Here is a 26,110-nt window from a genome sequence, read left to right on the forward strand (position 1 = left end):
GACGACAGCGGGATTTCTTGCACCCTTCTCCGCATCGTCAGTCACTCTCCGTAAACTACGGCGCTTAAGGGAATTTTCCCGCCTCTTCGCTACGCTCAGTGGCTGAATTACGTTGTGTTAAGTCCATTGCCGCCGAGATCCCGCAGACCCCATGATTTCGACCCGCGACAACGAGCTGGGTGTACGCCGCGAACAAGGCCAGGACGGCCTGCTCGCGCTAAGCCAGCTTGCGCTCGACGGCATCGAGCAGGGCGTCTGCGTCTATGACGCCGACAACAGAATCGTGCTGGTCAACCGCCGGTATATCGAGCTTTTCGACATGTCGGCCGACATCGTCCGGCTCGGAACGCGCTACCGCGACGTACTCGCCCACAGCGTCGCACGCGGCAATATTCCGGCAAGTGAGCTCGACGCACTCTACGCTGCGCGGATCGCATTGATCGCAGCCGGCAAGCCGTTTCGCACAAGGCAGACCCTCGCGAGCGGCCTCGTCATAACGCTTGAGCTGAAACCGCTTCCCGACGGCGGCTGGATGACGATCTGCGACGATGTCAGCCGCCTCGCCCGGCTCGAGGTCGAGTTGCAACTGCAGACCGAGCGCAGCCAGCACGCGCTCGCCCACATGTCGCACGGCCTCATCATGTATGACGCCGACGGCCGCGTCGTCGTCTGCAACGAGCGGTTCCTGCAATTCTACGACCTCGACCCCGGAATCGTGAAACCGGGCGTCCCGCACGGCACGGCTATCGAGCACTGGCTGTCGCGCGGCAACAGGGCTGAGATGTCCGGCGACGAGTTCCTGGATGCGCGAATGAACGACGTCCGCATCAGGAGCACGAAAGCCGTGCTCGTGACACGCCATGACGGCCGAAAGGTGCAGGCGGTGTCCCGGTTCATGCCCGACGGCGGCTGGGTCACGGTGCACGAGGACGTCACCGAGCGGCTGCAATATGAGGAGACGCTGAAGCAGCAGAATCTCATGCTGGATGCCGCGCTGGAGAACATGGCGCACGGGCTCGCCTTCTACGACAGCGACATGCGGCTTCGGGTTTGCAACAACACCTACCGGCAAATCTATCTGTTGTCGGAAGAGGAGACGCGCCCAGGCACGCATCTCTCCGAGCTGATCCAGCGGTCGATGGCGAACGGCGCTTTCGCGACCGAGTACAGCCCGCAGCAGGTCCTGGAAGCCGCCCGCGAACAGATCGCGCGCCGCGACTCCTCGCCGATGCGCCGGCGTATGTCGAACGACACGATCATCTCGGTCCGCTACTGCGCGTTGCCCGAAGGGGGCTTCGTCGCCACCTATGAGGACATCACCGAGCGCGAGCACGCGGTCGAGGAGCTGAGCGAGCAGTATCGCCGCTTCGACGCGGCGCTGAACAACATGAGCCAGGGCCTGTGCATGCTCGATTCGAGCTTGCACGTGATCGTCTGCAACCGCCGCTACATCGAGATGTACGGACTGTCGCCCGACATCGTGAAGCCGGGCGTCTCGATGCGCGAGATCATGGAGCATAGCTGCGAGCTCGGCATCCATCCGAACACCACGGCTGCGCGGCTCTATGCAGACTATGTCGAGCGGCTGCGCGAGGGTGAGCACACGCTGCACCGCCATCTGAGCGACGGCCGCATCATCAAGCTCAACCACAAGCGGATGGAGCATGGCGGCTGGGTCGTCACCTACGAGGACGTCACCGAGCGTCACAAGGCCCAGGCCCGGGTGGCGCACATGGCGCAGCACGATTCGCTGACCGACCTGCCCAACCGCACGCTATTCCGCGAAAAGATGGGCGAGGGTTTGAACCAGGTCGCGATCGCCGGCGGCGCCATGGCCGTGCTGTGCTTTGACCTCGACAATTTCAAGACCGTCAACGACCGACTCGGCCACGCCGCCGGCGACCGGTTGCTGCGCTGGGTCGCGACGCGGCTGAAGGAGAATGTCGGCGAACACGACACCGTCGCCCGCCTCGGCGGCGACGAGTTCGCCGTGCTCCAGCGCGGACCGCAGCCGCAATCGGCGGAGCGGCTCGCTCGACGGCTGGTCGAGATCATCGGCCACCCGCCGCCGCTGGAAAGCCAGTCGATCCATGTCGGCGTCTCCGTCGGCATTGCGATCGCGCCCGACCACGGGCTCGACGCTGACGAGTTGATGAAATGCGCGGACCTTGCGCTCTACCAGGCCAAGGCCAAGGGGCGCGGCGCCTATCAGCTGTTCGAGCCCGAGATGGAAGAAGAGGCGCGCAGCCGGCACGCGCTGGAGCACGATCTGCGCGGCGCGCTGGAGGCGAGCGAATTCCATCTGGTGTTCCAGCCGCAGGTGCGGCTCGACACCACCGAGCTGACCGGCTTCGAGGCGCTGCTGCGCTGGAAGCATCCGTCGCGCGGCTTCGTCTCGCCGGCCGAATTCATTCCGATCGCCGAGGAGAACGGGCTGATCGTTCCGATCGGCGAATGGGTGTTGCGCACGGCCTGCGCGACGGCAGCGTCTTGGCCGGATGTCACGGTCGCCGTCAATTTGTCGCCCGTGCAATTCCGCTCGCGCGGGCTGGTGGCGATGGTCACGAGCGCGCTCGCGGAAGCTGGCCTGCCCCCGCAGCGGCTCGAGCTCGAGGTCACCGAGACGGCCTTGCTCGATGACAGCGAAGCCACGATCGGGATCCTGCACCAGCTTCGTTCGCTCGGCATACGCGTCAGCCTGGACGATTTCGGCGTCGGCTATTCCTCGCTGAGCTATCTGCGCAAATTTCCGTTCGATCGCATCAAGATCGACCGCTCTTTCGTCGGCACGCTCGGCGAAAGCCCGGAGAGCGTGGCGATCGTCCGCACCATCGCAAGCCTCGGCTCCGTGCTCGGCGTCGAGACCACGGCGGAGGGCGTGGAGACGATCGAGCAGCTCGATTTCGTGCGTGCATGCGGCTGCACCGCGGTGCAGGGCTATTATTTCGGCAAGCCGTGCCCGGCGGCAGAGGTCGGACGCACCATCGAGACGCTGAACGCGGTCCGCCGGGTGGCGTGAGTTCCTGAAAACAACCCCATGCACAGTAGAACGGCGTTGATTTCAAAGAGGAAATTACGGCGTTTGCAACGCTCCGCGTCCCCTGCGCTCGGCGACGCCGAAGCGTTACCCCGCCGCCGGCAGCGCGCTGTCCGGCGGCGCGCCCCACGGCCGCTCGCCTGACGCCAGTCCGATCAACCTGCCCTGGATGTAGTCGCAACCCCAATCGCGCAGCATGTTGGCGGCTTCCTCGTCCTGCACCCATTCGGCGACGGTCTTGATGTCGAGGCGGCGGGCGAGATCGATCAGGGTCTGCACGAAGGCACGGTCGTCGGCGGAATGGGTGATGTTCTGCACAAAGGCGCCATCGATCTTCACGATGTCCACGCCGAGCTTGCGCAAGTTTCGGAACGAGGTGTAGCCAGCGCCGAAATCGTCGATGGCGATACGGCTGCCGAAATTCTTCAGCCGCGTGACGAAGCCGCGGACGTCGTCGATGTCCTGGATCGCGACCGTCTCGGTAATCTCGACGATCAGCCGCTCGGCGACGCCGGGATGGGCGCGCATCAGCGATTCGATTCCCGCCCACCAGTCGGGGTCCATCGTCGTGTCCGGCGAGATGTTGAGGCTGAGGCGGATGTCGGGCGCGGCCGCGAGTTCGGCGACCACGAGCTCGAGCACGCGGTGATCGACGAGACGGATGAGGCCAAGCCGCTCGGCGACCGGCACGATGTCGGGCGCGAGCAGCACTTGGCCGTCGCCCTGATCCATCCGCACCAGGCATTCGTGGAAGGCGCCCTCGCGCGTCGCGGCCGCCACCACCGGCTCGTAAGCGAGCTTGATGCGGCGCTCGTTCAGCGCGGTGACGATCTCATCGGTGACACGGATGTTGACGCGGCGCTGCGCGTCGCGCTCGGCGTTCGGACGCCAGGTGGCGAACGAGCCGACGCGACGGCGTTTTGCAGCATCCAGCGTCTCGTGGGCGCGGTTGATCGCCTCATCGGTATTGCGGGCATAGCGCGGCAGGCTGACCGCGCCGATCGAGACCGTGACCGAGACCGGGCCGGATTTGGTCGGCACCACCTCGTCGCGGATGCCGGTGAGAAAGCGCTCGGCGGCGACGTTCATGTCGTCGACGGTGCAGTTCTTCAGGATCAGGCCAAACTTGTTGCCGGAGAAACGGCCGAGAACGTCACCGCCGCGTAAGCGCGCGCGAATGCGCCTGGCGACGTCGAGGATCACGGCATCGGCGACGTCGAAGCCGAAGGCGTCGTTGACGCGGGCAAGATGATCGATCCCGACCAGCATGAAGGCGGCGGTCGAGCGGAAGCGCGTTGTCTCCTCGATCGCTTCCGCCAGCGCCGCGATCAGATGCGAGCGGTTGAGCTCACCGGTGAGCGGATCGAGCCGGGCAAGCTTGGTCAGCTCCTCGTCGCGGGCGTGCCGCTCATTGTTGATGCGGACTGAGCCGATCGCGCGCACCGGGCGACCGTCGGCGCCGGCGAACCAGCGGCCGGTCTCCTCGATCCAGACCACAGGGTCGGACGCGCTCATGCGCACGCCATATTCAACCCGGTAGGGCGTGCCGTCGGCGCCGTGCACGGCGGACGTCTGCGCCAGCGCGGCGCTCCGCAGCGTTTGCGCGGGCTCGATCAGCTTGGCGAACTCCGCACCGGTCGCGAGCCGCTCGGCGGGAATGCCAGGGAAGATGGCGCCGGCCTGCTCGCCCCAGACGATGACGTCGCTGGCGATATCCCAGACGAACACGGCTTGGCCAAGGGCGGCCAGGATCTCGGAGGCTTGCGGCAATGCAGGGGTCAAAAGCGCCTCGTTTCGGGACAGCGGGGAGTCCTGAGCCGGCACAGGATAGGGCCAGATTCGCCCCCGACCCTAGGCAAAGTTGATAAACAATTTGGAAACCACGTTCCGAAACCGTCTGGGAACCAAACCGGCCCGTCCGGCATAGGCCTTGCGAGTACATGACACGCACCGGCGCCAGCGTCCTGAAACGCGACAATTCCGCCGGGTCAACGGTGATTGCGATGTTGGGTACTGATCGATCGGACGAGGCGGAAACCGGTACAGGCACGGCGCTGGTACCGCTGACCCCGGTTTTGCAGTGGGTTCGCAAGATGCCGCTGACGCGCCCGGATCCGAGCTTCGTCACCCAGTTGATCGCCAATGCCGAGCACCTGCCGCAGGCAACCCGGCTGCGCCGCGGCTCGTCCGAAGACGCGCAAATGGCCTATGGCGGCAAGCGCCCGCTTCCCAGCGTCAGCTCACGCACCCGGCAAGTGGCGTAACGCCGATCAGCGCGGCTGCCTCACCTCGCCCCGCTTGCGGGGAGAGGTCGGAATTCAAGCGCAGCTTGAATTCCGGGTGAGGGGGACTCTCCGCGAGTCCAACTCTCACCACCCCCCTGGAGACTCCCCCTCACCCCAACCCTCTCCCCGCAAGCAGGGCGAGGGAGCGCACCGGCGTCGCGGCAAGATCAGCGCGGCTCTTCGGGCGAGGACGGCGTGCCGCTGCCCGGCTGCAAATGCGGCGAGGGAATTTCCGGCGACGGCGCAATGCCCGGCTTCGGCGCGGGATGATCCAACAAAACGGATTCGGCAACCGATTGCGCCGAGGGCGCGGGCGGCGGTTCAGGCTGCGGTGCGGACACGGGATCGAGCTTCGGTTCGAACGTGGTTGCCGGTGGCGGCGCTTCGGCCTGGCGCTTCGCCTTGCGCGGCACCGCCACGGTCTCGGCGGCGACGTAGGCGATGCGGCGGCGCGCGCGTTGAGCGATGCCACCGAGGAAATCGGCCATCGCCAGCAGCACCAGCAGGAAATAGGTCGAGTTGCCGAATTTGGGCCACATCACGAATTCGGCCGCGGCCGCGCCGAAGATGATCAGCGACAGCAGATGGTCCATCAGGAATTTTGCGCCGGGCCGCGCGCCCTTGACCACTTCGAGCAGCAGCAGCAACACGCCGAGCGCAAGCAGCAGATCGGCAAGCGTGACCGGCCAGGTCTCGCCCGTGATCATCGGTACCTTGAACAGCACGTCCGAGAAGGACACGCTGGGCATCAGGAAGGCGATGATGTTGTAGACAGCGAGCGGAATCAGAAGCAGCGGGAAACCGACCATCGGCAAAGCGCCTTCTCGATCAAGATGTCCGGGCAAGACAACGCAACGGCGAAGCATTCGCTCCGCCGCCATCACCGTCATATCTCATGGATTGGCCGAAATCAGGCAGGTCACGTCATCCTGATTGAGGATAATCCTGCCTGAGAAGAAGTCCTGTCTCAGGACTCTTTCTTCTTCAGGACCTGACGGCCCTTGTACATGCCGGTCTTGAGGTCGAGATGATGCGGACGACGGAGCTCGCCGGAGTCCTTGTCTTCGACGTAGGTCGGCTTCTTGATGGCATCTGCCGAGCGGCGCATGCCACGGCGCGACGGCGAGGTTTTTCTTCTCGGAACGGCCATTTCAATATCCTCTAGGGATTGGTGTTTCGGGGCATCGTCCGCGAGGGACGGCTCAGCACCCGCAATAGGAGGCGAGCTGAATGCCGATCAAGGCCGGGCTTATAGAGGAAGGCTGGCCGCAAAGCTAGGGTTTTGGACCGGAAAAAGCGTTCGAAACGGGCTCAAAATCAGCGATTTTCCTGCCAGCAGGTCCGAAGCCAGGAAGCCTGCGCCCGCGCCACATAGGTCCCGGCCAGCCGCCGGACACCCGGCCCGGGGGCCTTGGCGCTGCGTTTGACTGGATTCGGCAGGATTGAGGCCAAAAGGGCCGCCTCCCGGGGGGAGAGGTTTGCGGCCGATTTGCCAAAGGCATAGGCGCTGCCCGTCTCCACCCCGAACTGGCCTTGGGGGCCGAGCTCGGCGATGTTGAGGTAAATTTCCAGGATCCGGTGCTTGGGCAGGACGAAATCGATCCATAGCGCCAGCGGAAACTCCAGCGCCTTGCGGACGAAATCCCGCCCCTGCCAGAGGAACAGGTTCTTGGCCACCTGCTGGGTGATGGTGGAGGCGCCGCGGAACGGCGTACCGTCCTCCTTGGCGTCGTCGATCGCCTCGCGCAGCGCGCCCCAGTCGATACCGTGATGCTTGCAAAAATGGGCGTCCTCGGCCGCCACGACCGAGCGCGGCAAATAGGGCGACATCGCTGCGAGATCGATCCATTCCCGATGCATCGGCGCGCCCGTCAGCGAGCGCCAGGCCATCAGCGTCGAAACCGGATGACCGGTGCGGTAGAACGGCGCGGCCGCATAGGGCGCGAGAGCTACGACCGCGAGCGCCACCAGCAGGATTTTGACGATGCGCAAATCGACCTTTCCGGCGCAAAATGAAACGCGGTCCACGGGCACGGCATTAAGTCTGTGATAATTTGGGCCTTTTCCAGCACTTTTTGGGCCTTCCAAACGATTGACTGGGGCGGGCGCATAAAGGATTGTCCCGCCGAATTTTAGTTCTGGAGCCTTTCTTGATGACCGGCACGTCCCCGTCCGATTTCGCCAAACGTCTGGACAAGACCGCTGATGACACCGAAGCCCTGCTCGGCCGCCTGCTGACCGACGACATCCTGCACGATGAAATTGCCCGCCCCAAGCGACTGATGGACGCAATGCGCTATTCGAGCCTGAACGGCGGCAAGCGTCTGCGGCCGTTCCTGGTGGTCGAGAGTGCAGCCGTGTTCGGCGTTCCCCGCGAAGCGGCGCTGCTTGTGGGCGCCGCGCTCGAATGCATCCACTGCTACTCGCTGATCCATGACGACCTGCCGGCGATGGACAATTCGGACCTGCGCCGCGGCCGCCCCACCCTGCACAAGCAGACCGATGACGCCACCGCGATCCTCGCCGGCGACGGTCTTTTGACGATCGCCTTCGACATCATCACCCGCGACGAGATCCATCGCGACGCCCATGTCCGGCTCTTGCTGACGCGCGCGCTGGCGCGCTGCGCCGGCATCGGCGGCATGGTCGGCGGCCAGATCCTCGATCTCGCCGGCGAAGGCCGCTTTGGCGACCGCGAACCGGTCGATGTCGCGCGCATTCAGCAGATGAAGACCGGCGCGCTCTTGCGCTATGGCTGCATCGCCGGCGCGATCCTCGGCCAGGCGTCGCAAACGGAATATCAGGCGCTCGACGATTACGGCCGCGCGCTCGGCGAAGCCTTTCAGATCGCCGACGATCTGCTCGACGTCGAAGGCGATGCGGCAGCCCTCGGCAAGCCGGCCGGCGCCGATGCCGCACTCGGCAAGACCACCTTCGTCACCCAGCTCGGCATCGAAGGCGCCAAGCAGCGCGTGCGCGATCTGCTGGCGCGCGCCGACAGCGCCGTCTCGATCTTCGGCGATCGCGCCGCCGTGCTGCAAGCCGCCGCGCGCTTCGTCGCCGAGCGGAAGAACTAAGGAGACGGCACGATCTTCGCCTCTCCCCGCTTGCGGGGCGCCGCTGCGGCGACAACGACGGTTGACCGAGAGGGCTGGAGCCATCATGGCCGCTGACAAAAAAGAAGACCCCGTCCTCGCCCGCTTCCGCCAGATGTCGCGGCCGATGCGGCTGATCTACGCGCGGCCGCGGACCTTCATCTCGCTCGGCGTCGGCATCCTCGTCTGCCTGCTGCTGCCGGGCACGCATCGACTGGTGACGCGGCTCTTGTTCGGCTGGGATGCGCTGATCGCGGTCTATCTCGTGCTGGTCTATGCCATGATGCTGTGCAACGACCACCAGCACATCCGTCGTAGCGCTGCGATGCAGGACGACGGCCGCTTCGTGATCCTGCTGGTGACGGCAATCGGCGCGTTCGCCAGCATTGCCGCGATCGTCTATGAGCTCGGCACGCCGCATCGCGGTGCCATGGAGCTGACGATCGCGATCGCCACCATCGCGCTGTCCTGGGCCGCCGTGCACACCATTTTCGCGCTGCACTACGCCCATGACTATTACCGCCACCCGCCGGGCGGATTGCAGTTTCCAAGCGGCGACAAGGAAGACCACGCCGATTATTGGGACTTCATCTATTTCTCGTTCGTGATCGGCATGACCGCGCAGGTCTCCGATGTCGGTATCACCGACAAGACCATCCGCCGCACCGCCACCGCGCACGGCATCGTCTCCTTCATCTACAACACGGCCCTGCTGGCGCTGACGGTGAACATCGCGGCGAGCGCGATTGCGACCTGATGTCATCCCGGCCCCGTGCGCGATTGCGCACTATGCCGGGACGACAACGAGGCTTCAGTAACATACCTCGGCATTGGCATCGTTGCCGGGGCCGCCACCGCCGCGATATTCGAGATGGCAGCCGCGGTTGACCGGACGGCAGCCCGTGCTGTTGCAGAACAACTGCCCGCCACTCGGGGCGCGGCTGGCGCCGGCGGCAGCAGCGATGCCGGCAGCGGCACCCGAGCCGCCCGCCACTCCAGCACCGGACTGACGACGCTGCCGTGACGGATGATCGTTGCCATCGTCGCGCCTGGCGGTTGCGGGCTTGGCCGGCTTGGCGGCACGCTGCTTCTCGCATTCATTGTCGGCGTTCAGCGCATAGCCCTCGCCGCAGACGATCTTGGTGCACTTGTCGCCGTCGGCCTTGAAGCCGTGATCGCAGACCAGCGGGCAGACGCGCGACTGCTTGGCCTTGACGGTGTCGAGCGCATCCGTGCTCGCCACCTTCACGTCGAGCTTGGTGCCGGCATAGCGGTTGAACAGCGACAGCGACCGCTGCGCGGGCGCATTCCAGTTGCCGTCGGCTTGTCCAGAGAAACAACCGACACGACCGAGCTCGGTCTGCACCGACCGATTGAGATCAACTGGCGCCGTCGCGGGTGTCAATGAGGCAACAGCGGTACCCGCAGGGCTCGCGGTGCCGGCCGGCATAGCGCTCGGCGTCGCGGCGGCGAGATTGACGCGCTGCTGCTCGGCGGCGGCAGCCTGCTGTTGCGCCTGCTCCTTGGCCTTTTGCGCGACTAGCTGGGCCTGCTCGGCCGCCTTTGCGTCGGCCGCAGCCCTGGCTTGGGCGTCCTTCTGCCCGCCAAGTGCTGCGAGGCGATCGCGTTCGGCCTCGGCCTGCCTCGCTTTCTCGATCGCCGCCGCATGAACCTGCTCGGCCTGGATCTTGTCGATCTGAAGCTTGGCGAGATTGGCATAGAAGCCGTCCGGATGTTGGGCCAGGAAGGCTTCCCACGCCGGCCGGTTGCCGACCTGCAGCGCGAGCTCGTAGTCGCGGCGCATGTCGGCTTGAGGATTCGTCGCGGGCGCTGGCGCGGCCGAGGTCGCGGGCGTCGCCTTCACCGGCACCAGCGGCACGTCTTCGCCGCCGAGCGAACCATAGACGAACGGCTCCTGCTTGTTGCCGGTGGACTTGAGCACGTCGTCGCGCACGAAGCCGAAGGCGCGGCGGACGTCGAGGCCCGGCGTCGTCAGATGCTTCGACAGCGCGAGCGTGAACGGGCTATTGGCGCCATCGCCGTCCTGTGCGGTGAAGCCGGCCTTGGCCGAATAGGCAATCAGCGTGTTGGAGCTGGTCGGCTCGACCTGGGCGAGACCGCGGCCGATGCCGCGCGAGGCAAGCGTGCGCTTCATGGTCCTGCCGAATGGATTGTCGCGGCAGGCGTCGAGGATCACCAGGCGAAGTTGCTTCGCCGGCTCGACTGCGACCAGAACGCGATCGAGCGAGAGCGCCTCGTCATAGACGTCGGTGTCGCGCTCGAGCCTGGCATCGACCGGGATCAAATAGTTGGAGCCCTCGACCTCGATGCCGTGGCCGGCATAGTAGACGACGGCAATGTCGGCATCGCGGGTCGAATCGGCGAATTCGCGCAGCACGCGTCGCGTATCGAGCGCGGTCAGATCGTGGCGGGAATCGACGACATCGAAGCCGGCATCCTTCAGCGTCTTCGCCATCACCGCACCGTCATTGACGGGATTGGCGAGCGAGGGCGCGTGCTGATAGGCCGAGTTGGCAAGCACCAGCGCGACGCGCTTTCCGGCGAAGGCGGGCTCGGCGCCGAACATCAGCACCACGGCGAGGAGCAACGGGCAAAGCCTGAAAAAATTGCGCATGACACGACTTCCCAAAATTCGGGGCAGTTCACACCCTCGGGATAACCTTAGCAAGATCCGCCGTCTGAGCTTGTGATGGAGGTCACGAAGACAGCGCCGGCGACAGGCCGAGGAACCCCTTTTGTTAGTCGCGCCAGTGCGTTGGCGGTTCGCCGCCAAATGGGCACGGGCCCGCCTTTCCTAGACATCTCCGACGTGCCCCCGATACTGCGGCAGATTGTCCGTGATCTCGTGCCATGGCGCCTTGGAGCCAACGAAAATATGGGCAGTCGGGCCGATCGAGGGCGCATCGACCAGGGTTCCCATGGCGACGTGGGCCCATTTTCCCTCGCGGACCCGGGAATACAGCAGCGAGCCGCAGCGGGCGCAGTGCACGTCATGGGTGGTATCGTCCCCGTAAATCATTCGTTGGTCCTCGCCCCTGACGAGGCGGAGCCGGCTGTACTCGATGCCCGCGAACGGCTTGAAGGCGGAACCGGTGGTCCGGCGGCAGTTCGAACAATGGCAGTTCAACGCATAGGAAAACGCGTCCGCAACCTCGTAGCGGACCGCGCGGCAATAGCATTCACCGGCAAGAATACGAGCGTTCGGTTGTGGTGAACCCGTCATGGTGACCTCGCGCAAATGGCGGGAGACACCCATAGCGCAATTTGATGTCTACGACTAAGTTCCCGCCCAGCCATCATTCAAAGGGATGATCCATGAGCCCAAATCGATCGAGCATCGAAGCCGTCGTGCAATCCTATTTTGACGCGCTTTACGAGGGCGACGCCGAAAAGCTCGGCGAGGTCTTCCATCCATCCGCCGATCTGCGCTGGGTGGAAAAGGGCGAGCTGAAGATCCTGACTGTACCGGACTGGCTCGCCTGGGTACGCAAGCGCCCGTCTGCCAAGGCGGAAGGCAAGCCGCGCGAGGATTTCATCGTCACAATCGACCGCTCGGACGACAAGACCGCCTTCATCAAAGTCAAATGCCAGCTGCCGCCGCGTTTTTTCACGGATTATCTGGTGGCGATGAAGCTCGCCGATGGCTGGCAGATCGTGTCGAAATCGTATCGGTATGATCTGAAGGAGTGAGGGACTTTCATTATCCTCCACTGCCCGAAATCGGGCGCACTCGCCCGTCATTCTCCGTCATTGCGAGCCCAACTCTCGCCCACGTCATTGCGAGGAGCTAGCGACAAAATTGCGTAGCAATTTTGCGCTGATGCGACGAAGCAATCCAGAGTCCCTCCACGGAGAGACTCTGGATTGCTTCGCTCGCAACGACGGTGGATAACGCGCCCCTTGCATCCAACCCCTGTCCCACCCGAAAGTCCCCCATGCTGCTCGACCGCCGTTCCCTGCTCGCCTCTCTCTGCTGGATGGCCGCTTCGCCCGCACTCGCCGCAGACGCACCGCCTGAGCTTGAATCCTATGAGCGCGAGAGCGGCGGGCGGATCGGGGTCTACGCGGAGAATCTTGCCACCGGCGCAAAGCTCACCTGGCGCGCTGACGAACGCTTCGTGATGTGCTCGACGTTCAAGGCCTCGCTGGCCGCCTGCGTGCTGGCGCGGGTCGATCGCGGCGAGGAGAAGCTGGCCGCCATGATCCCTTACGACCAGACCGATCTGCTGGAATACGCGCCGGTCGCCAGGCAAAACCTCTCGGCGGGCGCGATGTCCGTCGCTGACATGTGCAAGGCGAGCGTCGAGCTCAGCGACAATACCTGCGCCAATCTACTGCTGGCGCGGATCGGCGGACCCGCCGCACTCACGGCGTTCTGGCGATCGATCGGCGATACCGTTTCGCGGCTCGACCACAACGAGCCCGAGCTCAATCGCTCGCCGCCCGGCGACCCCCATGACACCACGACGCCAGCGGCGATGGCCGGCAACCTGAAGCGGCTAGTCACGGGCGAGGCGCTGTCGCCGGCCTCACGAGCCCAGCTCACCGAATGGATGGTGGGCTGCAAGACCGGCGCGAAGCGGCTGCGCGGCGGCCTGCCGGCAGGCTGGAAGATCGGCGATAAGACCGGCAACAACGGCAAGGACGCAATGGGCGATATCGCGGTCGTTTGGCCCAAACCGGATACGCCGATCCTGATCGCCGCCTACACCCAGGGTGGCACGCCGAATGCGGCGCAGATCGAGGCGGTGTTCGCGCGCATCGGACACATGGTTGCCGAGCGGCTGACGTAAGGTCGGCCGCATTGACCTCTCGCCCGCTTTCGGGCCAAGAGAGGTCATGATCGCAGCGAAGTTTCAGACCTTTCTCATCCTGCTCACTGTCCTGGCAGGCACAGCGATCGTCGCCCGCCGCTTCAACATGGCGCCTGCCATTTTGCTGATGCTTTCCGGCGTCGGCCTCGCCTTCGTGCCTGGCATGCCGCCGGTCGAACTGCCGCCGGAACTGGTGTTGCTGATGGTGCTGCCGCCGCTGATCTACTCGGCGAGCGTCGCGATGAGCTGGCGCGAGTTCAGGAACAATTTGCGCCCGATCGTGCTGCTCGCGGTCGGCGCGGTGATCTTCACCGCGGCAATGGTGGCGACCGCCACCCACTATTTGATTGGCCTGCCCTGGAGCATCGGCTTCCTGTTGGGCGCCATTGTCGCGCCGCCCGACGTGGTGGCGCCGCTCGCGATCGCGCGCCGGCTGAACATGCCGCGCCGGCTCCTGGTCATTCTTGAGGGCGAGGGGCTCGCCAACGACGCCACCGCGCTGATCCTCTACCGCTTCGCACTCGCCGCAATCATGGTTGGGCATTTCTCGCTGCCGTTGGCGGCCGGCGAATTTACGCTCATCGTCGCCGGCGAGATCGCCTTCGGCATCGGCGTCGGCTGGCTCTCTCTGCGCTTTCGCAAATGGTCCTGCGATCCGCAGGTCGAGCTGACGCTGTCGCTGATCACGCCCTACGTGTCCTACTGGCTGCCCGAGCATGTCGGCGGCTCCGGCGTGATCGCGACCGTCGCCTGCGGCCTTTATGTGAGCTGGAACGGACCGCTGCTGATTTCGGCCTCGACGCGCCTGCAGGGCATCTTCTTCTGGGACCTCATCATCTATCTGATCGAGGGCCTGCTGTTCCTGCTCACCGGCTTCCAGATGCGCGCACTCTACGAGAAATCGAAAGCGTTCCCGCTGGACGACATCATGATCGCGACCGCCGTGGTCATGATCATCATCGTTGTCGCGCGCTTCGCCTGGCTCTACCCGGCGACCTATCTGCCGCGGATGTTCAGCAAATCGCTGCGCGCACGCGACCCGTCCCCACCCTGGCAATGGCCTTTCGCGCTCGCGTTCACCGGAGTGCGCGGCGCGGTGTCGCTGGCAGCCGCGCTGGCACTGCCGTTCACGCTGCCTGATGGCGATACCTTCCCGTATCGCGACCTGATCCTGTTCGTCGCCTTCGGCGTCATCTTCATCACGCTGATCGGCGTCGGCCTGACGCTGCCGCCGGTGGTGCGATGGCTCGGCATTGCGGAGGCCGGCTGCAACGAGCATGTCGCCGAGCACGAGGCCGAGATCGCGGCACGACGCCAGGCCCTCGACGCCGCGCTGAAATCGCTGGATGCGTTGACCGAAGAGAGAGAGGTGTCGGACGAGGTGATGCGGCTGTTGCGCGCCCGCCACGACATCCGCGTCAACCAGCTTCCGGACTCACTCGATCCCGCCCACCACGACGTCTCCGCCGCCGGCACCGCGCTGACCCGCGAGTTGATCGCAGCCGAACGCAAATTCATCCATGACCTCTTGCGCGACGGACAGATCACCGACGAGACGCGACGGCGGATCGAACGCGACCTCGATCTGGAAGAGGCGAGCTTGGCAAACCGGGAGTATCAGGGGGCGCCGCTGTAGCTTTTCGTCATTGCGAGCGCAGCGAAGCAATCCAGAATCGTTCCGCGGCGGCAGACTGGATTGCTTCGCTGCGCTCGCAATGACGACTGTTGAGACAGCAGGGCAACCTACCGCCTCTCGCAAAATGCCCGCATCGCTGTGGTCACGGCGGTCGCAATCAGCTCCTGCCGCTCCGGCGAGTTCATCGCCATCTCCTCATCGCGGTTGATGATGGAGCCGGCTTCCAGCAACACTGCGGCGCTTCGGGTCTGCGAGAGCACGACGAGCCCGTCGAAGCGGTAGACGCCGACGTCCTTGTCCAGCAAAGGATGCCGGTAACGCCCCATCAGCGGCAGGCTGTACTGGGTGGCGTATTGCAGGTCTTTCTCCTTCAGCTGCTTGCCGAGCAGCCGCGCGAAAGCGAGGCTCGCGCCGAAGTGCGGATTGCGCTCGGACACAAACAGTGAATAGCCGCTGAAGCGATCGCTGAAATGACCCTTGGCGCCTTCGAATTCCCATTCATCGAGCAGCTTGTCCGGCACGGAATCGTGGTGGATCGACAGGACGAAATCGGCATGGGCAGCATTGGCGGTGCCGACGCGCTTGAGCAGGCTCGCCCGCGCCTTGCCTTCGGTCACCAGCACCCGGGTGGCGGCAAAGCCCGCCGACTTCAAGCGCTCGCCGATGAGCTTCGCCAGATGCAGGTTGAAGCCGAACTCCACGTCGTTGCGCGCGCTGGTCGCTCCCTGCGATTCCGAGGTGTGACCGACATCGAGGATGATCTTGAACTTGCGCGGCTCGCATGCCTCCGGTGCCGGTGGCTTCGGCTTGGTCTTCGCGGCCTTGCGGGCCGGCGCGGCGCGCCCCGCATCAATCGGCACAAGCGATGGCGCGAGGAGCAACACCAGGATTGCTGTGACGATGCCTCGCGTTCGCGACAAGCCCTACTCCGCTGCCGCGACCTTGGGACGGCCAACAAAACCTGCGACGTCGCCAAAGCGCTCCAGCATCACTGCGGGCAGATCCTTGGTCTTGCTGGTGACACAGGCCCCGGAGCGCACGGCGTAGCGATCCTGATGCGCGGCCTGCGGCGGCGGCTCGCCCCGCTGGAGCGCGCGCGCCAGCTCCATCACGGTTTTGCGGAAATGCATGATGCCAAGATCGGTCGGGCCGAGATGCTCGCGGGTGCGGTCGGCGATCGGGCCCTGGCTGTCCTGCACGGCGGCGTCCTGCTCGGAGACGCCCTTGATGCCGGTATAGCTCCGGGTCTTCTGGAGCTTGCGATCGATCAGATAGTCATTGCCCTTGTGGCGCAGCGGCACGTAATTGTCGTCGACCTCCGAGATCACGCCATTGCCGCGGTCATAGGCCTCGCGCTCGGCCTGCGTCAGCGGCCGCTCGGGATTCCAGGCATAGGTGTAGATCCAGCAATTGGTGTCCGTCACCGGCACGAAGGTCTGGCCAAAGATGTTCTCGCCCGGCATCGCGCTCGGCGCATAGGCGTGGAACGGCATCAGGAACTGCGCGATACGCCAGTAGATGTTGTCGCCGCCGGTCAACCGGCCACCGGCGATGGTGAGGCCGGCATCATGCGGGCTGATCTTGATCACCGGGCGCGGGTCCTCGGCGATCCAGCGCATGTGATCGCTCGACATCCGCGGAAGCGGATTCACGAAGTGCTTCTTGATGTCGAGGATCTCGTTCTCCTCCTTATCGAAGGAGAGATGCGCGAAGGTGAAATGCGCGGTGTCGATCGAGCCTTCCACCGCCTGCACCCAGTTGCAGTCCTGCCATTTCTTGCTGACATAGCGGTGCGAAGCCGGCAGCAGCGCCATTTCGAGATCGGGCAGCTCGGGCATGACGTCCGCCGGGCCCATATAGGCCCAGATCATCTCGCCCCATTCGCGCACCGGACAGGATTTGATGCGGATGAGGTCCTTGGCGTTGAGATCGGGATAGGAGGTCGGCATGTCGACGCAACGGCCGTCGGTGTCGAACTTCCAGCCATGATAGACGCAGCGGATGCCGCATTCCTCGTTGCGCCCAAGCCAGAGATTGGCGCCGCGATGCGGGCAGTATTGGTCGATCACGCCGACGACGCCGCGTGAGTCGCGGAAGGCGAGCAACTCTTCGCCGAGGACCGTGATTTTCTTTGGCTCACCGTCGGGTTCGGGCAGCTCTTCGGAAAGCAGGACCGGAACCCAGAAGCGGCGCAACAGCTCGCCCATGCCCGTTCCGGGGCCAGACTCGGTCAGGAATTTGTTGTCCTCGGAGCGCAGCATGGTGGATCCTCCCGACTTGTTTTGGGGAAGATTGGCGCGGACGAAGGGGGACGTCAACGCTGAGCTATTGGCCGTGAACCATTTGCAGGATCTTGCCGCTGCTGCCGGCCACTTCAACTTCTATGACGCCGCCCATCGCCTCTTCCGGCATCGTGCCTGACACCACCCAGTTGCCGCGCTGGTTAAGCCGCGCGGTCAAGGGCTCTTCCCCCCGAATGTGCGTTTCGCCGTAGCGAGCGACGGCCGCCCTGCGTGCAATCTCGAGAGCCGTGTCGGAACCTATCGCTGTGCCTTCCACGCGTGGCGCGACGCTTTCGGCCGCGAGCGCACTGCTCGTCACGAGGACGAGCGCACAGCCCCATGCGAAGTAACGTCTCATACCGGCCTCTCCCCCTTCACCGTCACCCGCGTCCCAGACCGCGTATGCGGCCAGTAGTCCCACATCGCGCGGTGCTGGGCGCAGCGGTTGTCCCAGAATGCGATGGCGTTCTCGGTCCAGCGGAAGCGGCACTGGAATAGCGGATTTTCAGCGTGCTGGTAGAGATAGGCCAGCATCGCGTCGCTTTCGTCGCGCGGGATGCCGTTGATGTGGCGGGTGAAGCCGCGGTTGACGTAGAGCGCCTTCCTGCCCGTGACCGGATGGGTGCGGACCACGGGATGCTCGGCGCTCGGATAGGCCGGACGATCTGCGACGCCGTAATTGGCGTAGAGGCCGCGGTAGATCGGCTCACCGTCATGCAGCGCGGTGAGTCCGTCGAGATAGGCCTTCATGCGATCGGATAGCGCTTCATAGGCGGCGTACATGTTGGCGAACAGCGTATCGCCACCGCGCGGCGGGCACTGCTTGATGTAGAGGATCGAGCCCATCGGCGGCTCAAGGTCGCAGGACACGTCGGAGTGCCAGCCCTCGCCATTGGCGCGCGGCGAGTTCGCATCCGCGTAGATCTTCATCAGCGCCGGGTCTTCGTCCTCGTGCGGCGCGGCCGGATGGAAATGCAGTTCACCGAACTTGCGGCCGAAGGCGAGATGCTGCTGTGGCGTGATCTGCTGGTCGCGGAAGAAGATGACGAGGTTTTCGGCGAACGCACGATGGATCTCGTCCATCTGCCGGTTGGAACGCGCGTCGTCGGAGACGAGTTGGCCGATGTCCACACCGCTGATTTCCGCACCGATGATGGGCGTAAGCTTTTCGACCGCGATGGTTTCGTAAGGCGCGCCGTCCTCGGCTGTGTGGCGATAACGCGGGCCCTGCTTGCCGGCAAGTGAGCTCATGGCGTGTCTCCCGATCGTTTTGATTGAGAGCATGGTAGCAACGTAGGGCGGGTTAGCGAAGCGTAACCCGCCACTTCGCGCGCGCAAAAAAATAAGGCGGGTTACGCTTACGCTAACCCGCCCTACGATTCCTGATTTGGAGCAAACTACTCCGCCGCGGTCACGGGCGCCTTGGCGCCCTGGCCGTAGCGCTGATCGATGTAGTCGATCACCAGCGCCTTGAAATCGGCGGAGATGGTCGGACCGCGCAAGGTGCGGAACTTCTTGCCGTCGACGAAGACGGGCGCGGCCGGCGCTTCGCCGGTGCCCGGCAGCGAGATGCCGATATTGGCGTGCTTGGATTCGCCGGGGCCGTTGACGATGCAGCCCATCACCGCGACGTTGAGCTCCTCGACCCCCGGATATTTCGACTTCCAGTTCGGCATCTCATCGCGGATGAAGCTCTGGATCGAGCTGGCCAGTTCCTGGAACGTGGTCGAGGTGGTGCGGCCGCAGCCGGGGCAGGCCGCAACCAGCGGCACGAAGGTACGGAAGCCCATGGTCTGGAGCAGTTCCTGGCCGACCTGCACCTCGCGAGTGCGGTCGCCGCCGGGCTCCGGCGTCAGCGAGATGCGGATGGTGTCGCCGATGCCCTGCTGCAAGAGGATGCCAAGCGCAGCCGAGGACGCCACGATACCCTTGGTGCCCATGCCGGCCTCGGTCAGGCCAAGATGGATGGCGTAGTCCGAGCGGGACGCGAGATCCTGGTACACGGCGATGAGATCCTGCACAGCCGAAACCTTGGCCGACAGGATGATGCGATCCTTGGGCATGCCGAGCTGTTCGGCGCGCGCGGCCGAGAGCAGCGCCGACTGCACCATGGCCTCACGCGTCACCGCGCGGACGTCGCGCGGATTGGCCGACGCCGCGTTCTCGTCCATCAGCCTGGTGAGCAGTTCCTGGTCGAGCGAACCCCAATTGGCACCGATGCGCACCGGCTTGTCATTCTTGTTCGCGATCTCGATGATGTCGCCGAACTGGGTGTCGCGCTTGTCCTTGAAGCCGACATTGCCGGGATTGATGCGATATTTGGCGAGCGCCTCGGCGCAGGCCGGATAGGCCGCGAGCAGCTTGTGGCCGATATAGTGGAAGTCGCCGATCAACGGCGTGGTGATGCCGCGCTTGGCGAGGCCGTCGCGGATATGCGGGACGGCGGCCGCCGCTTCCTCGCGGTCCACGGTGATGCGGACCATTTCGGAGCCGGCGCGCGCGAGCGCTGCGACCTGGGCGATGGTGCCGTCGATATCGGCGGTGTCGGTGTTGGTCATCGACTGTACGACGATCGGCGCACCGCCGCCCACGGCGACATTGCCGACCTTCACCTGGGTAGTCTGGTGCCGGGGCGCGGGCCCCGCGATGTCGGAATCGATGGAGTTTTCGAGCTTGTTCATGGGGTCCAAATATCAGGTTTTGGTGACGTTCAGCAATGCATCAGGCGGCGCCGCGGCCACTTGGCTCGGACGGTTAACCAGAAAAAGCCCAGCAATTACAAGGACGGCGGCCGCCCCGAAAGCCAGACTCAGGTGATCGTGCATGATGAAATAGCTACCCACCACGCCAAACAAAGGGGTGATGAAGGTAAAAGCCGACAATTTGCTGGCCGAATACGACTTCACCAGCGCGAACCAAAGCGTGAACGTGGTTCCGACCACCCAGACCGTCTGGAAGGCCATCAGGCCGAACGACAGCGGCGACGGCGTGTGGGTGATGGATTCCCCGGACAGCAAGGCGGCTGCACCCAGGATCGGGATCGAGGTCGCGACCTGGTAGCCGAGCGCCTTCTCGGGCGCAGCGAAGCGCAGCCGCGTGCCCTTGGCAACCAGCGTAGTCGCGGCCCACAGCGATGCGCCGAGCACAATCAGGAGATCGCCGAGCAGAACGTGCGTGTCCACATTGGCCTGCGGGACGCCGATGGCGAGCGCGACGCCGGCAAAGCTGACGGCCAGTCCCAGCCATTGTGTGCTGCCGAGGCGCTCGCCGAGCATCTGATAGGAGCCAAGCGCGACGAAGAACGGGGCGGTGTAGAGGAACACCACCGCGCGCGAGGCCGAGGTCAGGCGCAAGCCCTGGAAGATCAGGACGAACTCGATTCCGAACATCAGCCCGGCGATCAGGCCAGGCTTCCACGTGTCGTCATTCTCGAAGAATTTGACGCCACGCACGGTGCCGATGATGAACAGCACCGGCAGCGCGCCCATCGAGCGGATCATCGCCTGCAGCATCGGCGGGATATCCGGCAGCACCAGCTTCACCGCGATCTGGTTGAACCCCCAGGTCAGGCACAGCATGAGCATCAGGGCGATAGCGCCGGCACTGAGGGGGCGACCGGCGGACGATATGGCTTGAGGTGCGGACATTTCTTCCTGGATCCGGCTTTGCGCCGTTGTTGCTTGATTGATCAGACGGCGGGCTCTTCACCTCTCCCCGGCGGGGAGAGGTCGATTTGCGAAGCAAATCGGGTGAGGGGGCGCAGGCCCCACGAGAGAGCGAAGCCCCTCACCCGCGCCTCCGGTGCGACCTCTCCCTTCGGGAGAGGTGAGCACCGCCACTGCGCGAGTTGATTCCATTTTCCTAAGCAACTTTCTGACAATGGGTGCAGACGCCCGTGATCTCCACCACAGACAGTTTTGGTGCAAAGCCTGACGCGCGCGCCGCCGCGTTGAGCTCCTTGGCGAAGGATCCTGACGGGATCTCGCCGACGAGACCGCAGCGCTCGCAGATCAGGAACGCGACCGCCGAGGTCGCATCATGGTCGTGGGCGGCGCAGGCGAGATAGGCGTTGCGGCTTTCGATGCGGTGGACGAGGCCATTCGCCATCAAGAAGTCGAGAGCACGGTAGACTGTGATCGGCGCTGGCCGCGGCATCGATTTGGCCAGTTCGTCGATCATCTCATAAGCCCCGAGCGGGCGGTGGCTGGCGAGCAATGCCCCCAGCACCTGGCGGCGAATCGGCGTGAATTTCTGCGACCGCTGCTCGCAAACGGCCTCCGCATGCGCCAGCGCGTCCGCGGTGCAGCGGCCGTGATCATGGTCGGGCGTCGGAAATGCCGGCTTTGCGAGGGTCATTCGGCCCACCTTCTAGCATTTTGGCCGGGGAACCCAAAGCGCGACAGTGGCGGCGGCGGTCAGCCATGCTTTTGCTGCGGGACAGCGTCGCGCTATTCCGCCATGAAATAATCATAAGCTTGCTTATTATATCCAAGCTCATTGGAGACCAAGCTCATGACCCGCGGGTCTGTCGACCAGAACTTCCTGTTCACGCTCGGTGAGCTCTACCGCCTGTTGCGCGTCTATGCCGACAAGGAGGCCTCGCGCTTCGGCATCACCCGCGCACAGTGGGCCGTGCTGGCCAAGGTCGAACGCAGCGAGGGCATGAAACAGTCGGAACTTGCCGAACTCCTGGAGATGCAGCCGATCACGCTGACGCGGCTGATCGACAAGCTCTGCGACAGCGATTGGATCGAGCGACGCAGCGACGCCTCGGACCGGCGCGTCAAGCGGCTCTACCTTAAGCGGGCCGGCCGTGCACTGCTCGGCAAGATGAGCGGCCTGAAGTCGGAACTCACGGCCAACGCGCTCGACGGGATCAGCCCGGCGGACGCCCACCGTCTCCTCACTCAACTCGAAACCATCAAAGAAAACGTGCGTAACGCGATCCCGACGTCCGGAGCGGAACAAGCGCGTAAGGAGCAGCGCTATGGCTGATCAGGTTCTCAAATTCCAGCCCGAACAGAAGATCGACAGCGGCAAGCCGACCAAGAAAGCCGGCACCGACCCGCGCCGCCGCTTCGTCGCCGGCCTGCGCCGCTATCGCCGCTTCTTGCTGATGGTGGTGCTGCCGATCGTCGTCGCCGTCATTGGCTTCACCTTCTATCTCAATGGCGGCCGCTATGTCGGCACCGACGATGCTTATGTCGGTGCGCAGAAGGTGCTGGTCACGCCTGACATCTCAGGCAAGATCGAGAAGGTCGTCGTCAAAGAGGGCCAGGTCGTCAAGCAGGGTGACGAGCTATTCGAGATCGACCCCGTGCCGTTCCGCCTCGCGGTGGACGAAGCCAAGGCGCAGGTCATGCAGGCGCAATCGACCTATGACAATCTCCGCGCCAACATCAAGATCTACGGCGACATGCTCGATCTCGCCCAGAAGGGCGTCGACCTGAAGCAGCGCGATGTCGAGCGCAAGCAGGCGCTGGTCAAGAACAACTACGGCTCGCAGCTCGATCTCGACAACGCCTCGAACGCGCTGGTCACGTCAGGCTCGATCGCGCAGTACGTGAAGCAGCAGATCTCGACGGCCAAGACCCAGCTGCTCGGCGATACCGACCTGCCGCTGGAGAAATTCCCGCCTTACGCAGAGGCCAAGTCCAAGCTCGAGAATGCCGAGCGCAATCTCGATCACGCCGTGGTGCGGGCGTCGATGGGCGGCGTCGCAACCCAGGTCGAGCAGATCCAGCTCGGCCGCTATGTCACCGCCGGCACGCCGGTGTTCTCCATCATCGACATCGCCCACCCCTGGGTCGACGCCAATCCGAAGGAGAGCGATCTCACCTACGTCACCGAGGGGCAGCCGGTCACGCTCGAGGTCGACGCATTCCCGAACCACCTCTTCAAGGGCAAGATCGGGTCGCTCTCGCCCGGCACCGGCGCGCAATTCGCGATCCTGCCGCCGCAGAACGCCACCGGCAACTTCGTCAAGGTGGTGCAGCGCGTGCCGATCCGGATCTATTTCGACGAGACCGACAAATACGTGAAGAAGCTGAAGGCCGGCATGAGCGTCTATGCCACCATCGACACCGGCCACAAGCGCTCGCTCGCCGGCCTGTTCGGCCTGTCGGCGACCGCGAGCCAAGATAAAGACCAGGACAAGGACTGATCCGATGGCGGAGTCCAATCCCGCCCTGATGGTTCCCGGCCTGCGCCGCAACATGGTGACGATCTGCGCCATGACTGCGACCATCATGCAGGCGCTGGACACCACCATCGCCAACGTCGCGCTGCCCTACATGCAGGGCACGCTGTCGGCCTCGCAGGACCAGATCAACTGGGTGCTGACCTCCTACATCGTCGCCGCCGCCATCATGACGGCGCCGGTGGGCTGGATATCCAACCGCTTCGGCCGCAAGCGCATCTTCATCGGCTGCGCGGCCGGCTTTACGCTGGCGTCGGTGCTGTGCGGGCTCGCACAGGACATCAATCAGATGGTGCTGTTCCGCCTGCTGCAAGGCGTGTTCGGCGCGGCGCTGGTGCCGCTGTCGCAGTCGGTGATGCTCGACTATTACACGCTTCAGGAACGCGCCACGGCGATGTCGATCTGGGGCATGGGCGTGATGATGGGTCCGATCATGGGGCCGTCACTTGGTGCCTGGCTGACCGAGACCTATTCCTGGCACTGGGTGTTCTTCGTCAATTTGCCGTTCGGCGCGATCACCGTGCTCGGGCTCGGCGTCTTCATGGACGAGACCGACAAGAATCTCAGCCTGAAATTCGACTGGTTCGGCTTTGCCGCGCTGGCGATCGGCATCGGCGCGCTGCAACTTGCGCTCGACCGCGGCGAACAGCTCGACTGGTTCGAATCGGCCGAGATCGTGACCGAGTTCGTGATCTCAGGAATCGCCTTCTATTATTTCTTCGTGCACTCGTTCACGACCTCGCGTCCCTTCATCCAGTTCGCGCTATTCAAGGACCGCAACTTCCTCACCGGTTGCATCTTCATGACCGTGATGGGCCTGGTGCTGTACTCGACCATGGCGCTGGCCTCGCCGTACCTGCAAAACGTCATCGGCTATCCGATCATGACCGCCGGCGGCCTGCTCGCCAGCCGCGGCTTCGGCACCTTCTTCGCGATGATGATGGTTGGCCGCATCATGCGCTACATCGAGGCGCGCACGCTGATCATCACCGGCCTGACGCTGACCGCGGCCTCGCTGTTCCAGATGACCGGCTGGACCGACCAGACCCAGGTGCCTGAAATCGTCGTCGTCAGCGTCATGCAGGGCTTTGGCTTCGGCCTCGTCTTCGTGCCGCTCTCGACGGTCGCGTTCCTGACGCTGCCGAATCAATTGCGTACCGACGGGACCTCGATGCTGACGCTCTTGCGCAATGTCGCAAGCTCGGTCGGCATCTCGATCGTGATCGCCCAGCTGACGCAGGGCACGCGCGGGACCTACGCCATCCTGTCCGAGTACATCAACCCGTTCAATCACGCGCTGCAGATGCCGGACGTGCGCAGCATGATCAACCTCTCCACCGACGCCGGCCGCGCCATGGCCGACCGCATGGTCGGCGTGCAGGCCCAGATCATCGCGTTCGCGCACGACTATATGCTGGTGATGATCTTCATCCTCTGCACCATCCCGCTGGCCCTGATGATCGGCTCGACCAAGGCCTCGCTGCGCAAGCAGTCGACGGGGCCGGAACATGCGGTGATGGAGTAGCTTGCTGTCGTCCCGGCGAAGGCCGGGACCCATAGCCACGGGTTTGCATTTGGCGAACACTCGTGGTTGGCCGCTCGCGCCACAACCTCTTCCTGGGGTTATGGATCCCGGCCTTCGCCGGGACGACACCGAATTGGCGGCGCGAGTTACTACAACAGCTCCTCACACCCCAAATCCTCGACCGCCATCATCACCCGCTCCAGATTATTCCACCAGATCAGCGGCGGGATGTTGATGGCCCATTGCCAGACCGGTTTGGTGATGTGCCAGAGCACCGACCTGCGATAGTCCTGGTCGAGCGCGCCGCGCGTGTAGCCGACCACGCCGTGGGCGAGCAGCGTCTCGTGATAGTGATTGAGCAGCTGACGTTCGAGCGCCTGCCTGCGCTCCGGATACCATTGTGTCGCCATCATGTAGGCGAGATCGCCGGTCGGCACGTTGATGCGCCACTGGTCGAAGTCGAAAATGCGCACGGTGTCGGAAATTCCAGCGCGGGGCAGCAGGAAATTCCAGATATGGGCATCGCCATGGACAATGGTTACGTTTCGGCGCGAATGGTAGCGCTGGAATAGCCGGCCAGACTGTTCGATGAAGCGGCGGTAGAGGACACGCCGCTCCTCACTCAGACGATCGCCAAGCAAATCGGCGAACCGATCGTAATGTCCGGCAAACGTCTCCAGCAGTCTCGCGCTGTCGTCTGTGCTCATCCAGCTGCCGACCGTCTCGCCGAAGCTAGCATGGTCCCACCAGGCTGCATGCATGCGCGCGAGCGTCGTGACGATCGCCATCGCGTGCTCGCGCGAGGGTGGTAGCGGCCATTGCGTCGCGACCTCGTGGCTGTCAGTGAGGTCTTCGAGCAGGAGATGCCAGGTCTGGCTCTCTTCGTCAAAATGCCCATCGAAGCCACGCGGCACGAGCCCTGGCGGCATTTTTGGCGCGAGTTGCGTGTAGAAGGCGACTTCGTGCCGGCCGGCATTCGACAGCGTCTTGGCGAAGGCGGAATGCGCCGTCTTGAGGATCAGGGATTGCGGCGCACCGGCGGACTCCCCGACATAACGCAGACCGAGGCGAACGATATGCGACAGGATAGTGTCGCGCTCATGCAGCACCTTCACTTCACGGACCGCGCCGCGGTCCAACGCGCCAGCTTTGCGCAGTGCGGCTGTGAGGTAACTGGGCTCAGCGATCGCCGGCAGTTGTGAGGATGTCATGAAGC

At 64.3% G+C, this 26,110-nt stretch carries 24 protein-coding genes; 10 read left to right on the forward strand and 14 right to left on the reverse strand.

What is annotated here, in order from left to right; translation table 11 throughout:
- The first annotated feature begins 151 nt into the window (after positions 1–151).
- Positions 152–3,019: a PAS-domain containing protein gene (locus JJE66_RS09090; RefSeq protein ID WP_200513895.1), complete on the forward strand. Its 2,868-nt coding sequence runs from the start codon at positions 152–154 to the stop codon at positions 3,017–3,019.
- Between the two features lie 105 nt (positions 3,020–3,124).
- On the opposite strand, the gene JJE66_RS09095 is transcribed toward JJE66_RS09090, so the two are convergent.
- Positions 3,125–4,819, reverse strand: a complete 1,695-nt coding sequence (locus JJE66_RS09095) for a bifunctional diguanylate cyclase/phosphodiesterase (RefSeq protein ID WP_200513896.1) — start codon at positions 4,817–4,819, stop codon at positions 3,125–3,127.
- Between the two features lie 221 nt (positions 4,820–5,040).
- Here JJE66_RS09095 and JJE66_RS09100 point away from each other — a divergent pair, with 221 nt between their 5' ends.
- Complete coding sequence (locus tag JJE66_RS09100; protein WP_200515310.1) at positions 5,041–5,301, forward strand: hypothetical protein; 261 nt, start codon at positions 5,041–5,043, stop codon at positions 5,299–5,301.
- Between the two features lie 188 nt (positions 5,302–5,489).
- On the opposite strand, the gene JJE66_RS09105 is transcribed toward JJE66_RS09100, so the two are convergent.
- The 3 genes from JJE66_RS09105 to mtgA form a co-directional block, all read right to left on the reverse strand.
- A complete protein-coding gene (locus JJE66_RS09105) occupies positions 5,490–6,131 on the reverse strand; it encodes a hypothetical protein (protein WP_200513900.1) in 642 nt (213 codons plus the stop codon).
- Positions 6,132–6,289: 158 nt separating this feature from the next.
- A complete protein-coding gene (gene rpmF / locus JJE66_RS09110; RefSeq protein WP_007598106.1) occupies positions 6,290–6,472 on the reverse strand; it encodes a 50S ribosomal protein L32 in 183 nt (60 codons plus the stop codon).
- Positions 6,473–6,639: 167 nt separating this feature from the next.
- The gene (mtgA, locus tag JJE66_RS09115) at positions 6,640–7,314 is read right to left on the reverse strand and encodes a monofunctional biosynthetic peptidoglycan transglycosylase (RefSeq protein WP_200513902.1); all 675 of its coding nucleotides are present in this window, start codon (positions 7,312–7,314) and stop codon (positions 6,640–6,642) included.
- Between the two features lie 161 nt (positions 7,315–7,475).
- Between mtgA and JJE66_RS09120 the strand changes: the two genes are divergently transcribed.
- Positions 7,476–8,399, forward strand: coding sequence for a polyprenyl synthetase family protein (locus JJE66_RS09120; protein ID WP_200513903.1), 924 nt, complete (start codon positions 7,476–7,478; stop codon positions 8,397–8,399).
- An 85-nt stretch (positions 8,400–8,484) separates the two neighbouring features.
- Positions 8,485–9,174, forward strand: coding sequence for a DUF1345 domain-containing protein (locus JJE66_RS09125; protein WP_200513904.1), 690 nt, complete (start codon positions 8,485–8,487; stop codon positions 9,172–9,174).
- Between the two features lie 54 nt (positions 9,175–9,228).
- Here the strand turns inward: JJE66_RS09125 and JJE66_RS09130 are convergent, their stop codons facing one another.
- Together JJE66_RS09130 and JJE66_RS09135 are read right to left on the reverse strand one after the other, a co-directional pair.
- On the reverse strand, positions 9,229–11,052 hold the full coding sequence (locus JJE66_RS09130; protein ID WP_200513906.1) for a caspase family protein: 1,824 nt from the start codon (positions 11,050–11,052) through the stop codon (positions 9,229–9,231).
- A gap of 180 nt (positions 11,053–11,232) precedes the next feature.
- Positions 11,233–11,661 carry a GFA family protein gene (locus JJE66_RS09135; RefSeq protein WP_200513907.1) on the reverse strand — a complete coding sequence of 143 codons (429 nt, stop codon included), beginning with the start codon at positions 11,659–11,661 and terminating at the stop codon, positions 11,233–11,235.
- Between the two features lie 92 nt (positions 11,662–11,753).
- Here JJE66_RS09135 and JJE66_RS09140 point away from each other — a divergent pair, with 92 nt between their 5' ends.
- The 3 genes from JJE66_RS09140 to JJE66_RS09150 all read left to right on the forward strand — a co-directional run bounded on the left by JJE66_RS09140 (position 11,754) and on the right by JJE66_RS09150 (position 14,888).
- Positions 11,754–12,128: a nuclear transport factor 2 family protein gene (locus JJE66_RS09140; protein WP_200513909.1), complete on the forward strand. Its 375-nt coding sequence runs from the start codon at positions 11,754–11,756 to the stop codon at positions 12,126–12,128.
- A gap of 245 nt (positions 12,129–12,373) precedes the next feature.
- Complete coding sequence (gene bla / locus JJE66_RS09145; protein ID WP_200513910.1) at positions 12,374–13,231, forward strand: class A beta-lactamase; 858 nt, start codon at positions 12,374–12,376, stop codon at positions 13,229–13,231.
- 46 nt (positions 13,232–13,277) lie between these two features.
- The gene (locus tag JJE66_RS09150) at positions 13,278–14,888 is read left to right on the forward strand and encodes a Na+/H+ antiporter (protein ID WP_210349647.1); all 1,611 of its coding nucleotides are present in this window, start codon (positions 13,278–13,280) and stop codon (positions 14,886–14,888) included.
- Positions 14,889–14,995: 107 nt separating this feature from the next.
- Here the strand turns inward: JJE66_RS09150 and JJE66_RS09155 are convergent, their stop codons facing one another.
- From JJE66_RS09155 to JJE66_RS09185, 7 genes are all read right to left on the reverse strand, one after another.
- Positions 14,996–15,808 (reverse strand): N-acetylmuramoyl-L-alanine amidase, encoded by an 813-nt coding sequence (locus JJE66_RS09155; protein WP_200513911.1) that lies wholly within the window; start codon positions 15,806–15,808, stop codon positions 14,996–14,998.
- Between the two features lie 3 nt (positions 15,809–15,811).
- Entirely contained in the window at positions 15,812–17,149 is a 1,338-nt protein-coding gene (locus JJE66_RS09160; RefSeq protein WP_200513916.1) for a Rieske 2Fe-2S domain-containing protein, read from the reverse strand.
- A 64-nt stretch (positions 17,150–17,213) separates the two neighbouring features.
- Positions 17,214–17,528 (reverse strand): NTF2 fold immunity protein, encoded by a 315-nt coding sequence (locus JJE66_RS09165; protein ID WP_200513918.1) that lies wholly within the window; start codon positions 17,526–17,528, stop codon positions 17,214–17,216.
- Positions 17,525–18,421, reverse strand: a complete 897-nt coding sequence (locus JJE66_RS09170) for a TauD/TfdA family dioxygenase (RefSeq protein ID WP_200513924.1) — start codon at positions 18,419–18,421, stop codon at positions 17,525–17,527. The genes JJE66_RS09165 and JJE66_RS09170 overlap by 4 nt, the downstream gene beginning before the upstream one ends.
- Positions 18,422–18,567: 146 nt before the next feature.
- Positions 18,568–19,851, reverse strand: a complete 1,284-nt coding sequence (gene ispG, locus JJE66_RS09175) for a flavodoxin-dependent (E)-4-hydroxy-3-methylbut-2-enyl-diphosphate synthase (RefSeq protein ID WP_200513926.1) — start codon at positions 19,849–19,851, stop codon at positions 18,568–18,570.
- A 12-nt stretch (positions 19,852–19,863) separates the two neighbouring features.
- Positions 19,864–20,817: a DMT family transporter gene (locus JJE66_RS09180; RefSeq protein WP_200513927.1), complete on the reverse strand. Its 954-nt coding sequence runs from the start codon at positions 20,815–20,817 to the stop codon at positions 19,864–19,866.
- A 214-nt stretch (positions 20,818–21,031) separates the two neighbouring features.
- Positions 21,032–21,526 (reverse strand): Fur family transcriptional regulator, encoded by a 495-nt coding sequence (locus tag JJE66_RS09185; RefSeq protein WP_200513928.1) that lies wholly within the window; start codon positions 21,524–21,526, stop codon positions 21,032–21,034.
- Positions 21,527–21,682: 156 nt separating this feature from the next.
- Here JJE66_RS09185 and JJE66_RS09190 point away from each other — a divergent pair, with 156 nt between their 5' ends.
- From JJE66_RS09190 to JJE66_RS09200, 3 genes are read left to right on the forward strand one after another with little or no spacing between them, the layout of a single operon-like run.
- The gene (locus JJE66_RS09190) at positions 21,683–22,165 is read left to right on the forward strand and encodes a MarR family winged helix-turn-helix transcriptional regulator (protein ID WP_200513930.1); all 483 of its coding nucleotides are present in this window, start codon (positions 21,683–21,685) and stop codon (positions 22,163–22,165) included.
- The gene (locus JJE66_RS09195) at positions 22,158–23,333 is read left to right on the forward strand and encodes an HlyD family secretion protein (protein ID WP_200513931.1); all 1,176 of its coding nucleotides are present in this window, start codon (positions 22,158–22,160) and stop codon (positions 23,331–23,333) included. Before JJE66_RS09190 ends, JJE66_RS09195 begins: the two co-directional genes overlap by 8 nt.
- Positions 23,334–23,337: 4 nt before the next feature.
- Positions 23,338–24,894, forward strand: coding sequence for an MDR family MFS transporter (locus JJE66_RS09200; protein ID WP_200513932.1), 1,557 nt, complete (start codon positions 23,338–23,340; stop codon positions 24,892–24,894).
- 149 nt (positions 24,895–25,043) lie between these two features.
- Here JJE66_RS09200 and JJE66_RS09205 read toward each other — a convergent pair whose 3' ends face one another.
- Entirely contained in the window at positions 25,044–26,105 is a 1,062-nt protein-coding gene (locus tag JJE66_RS09205; RefSeq protein WP_200513934.1) for a phosphotransferase, read from the reverse strand.
- Between the last annotated feature and the right edge of the window lie 5 nt (positions 26,106–26,110).

Origin of the sequence: Bradyrhizobium diazoefficiens, from assembly GCF_016612535.1 — a bacterium.
Classification (GTDB): Bacteria; Pseudomonadota; Alphaproteobacteria; order Rhizobiales; family Xanthobacteraceae; genus Bradyrhizobium; species Bradyrhizobium diazoefficiens_C.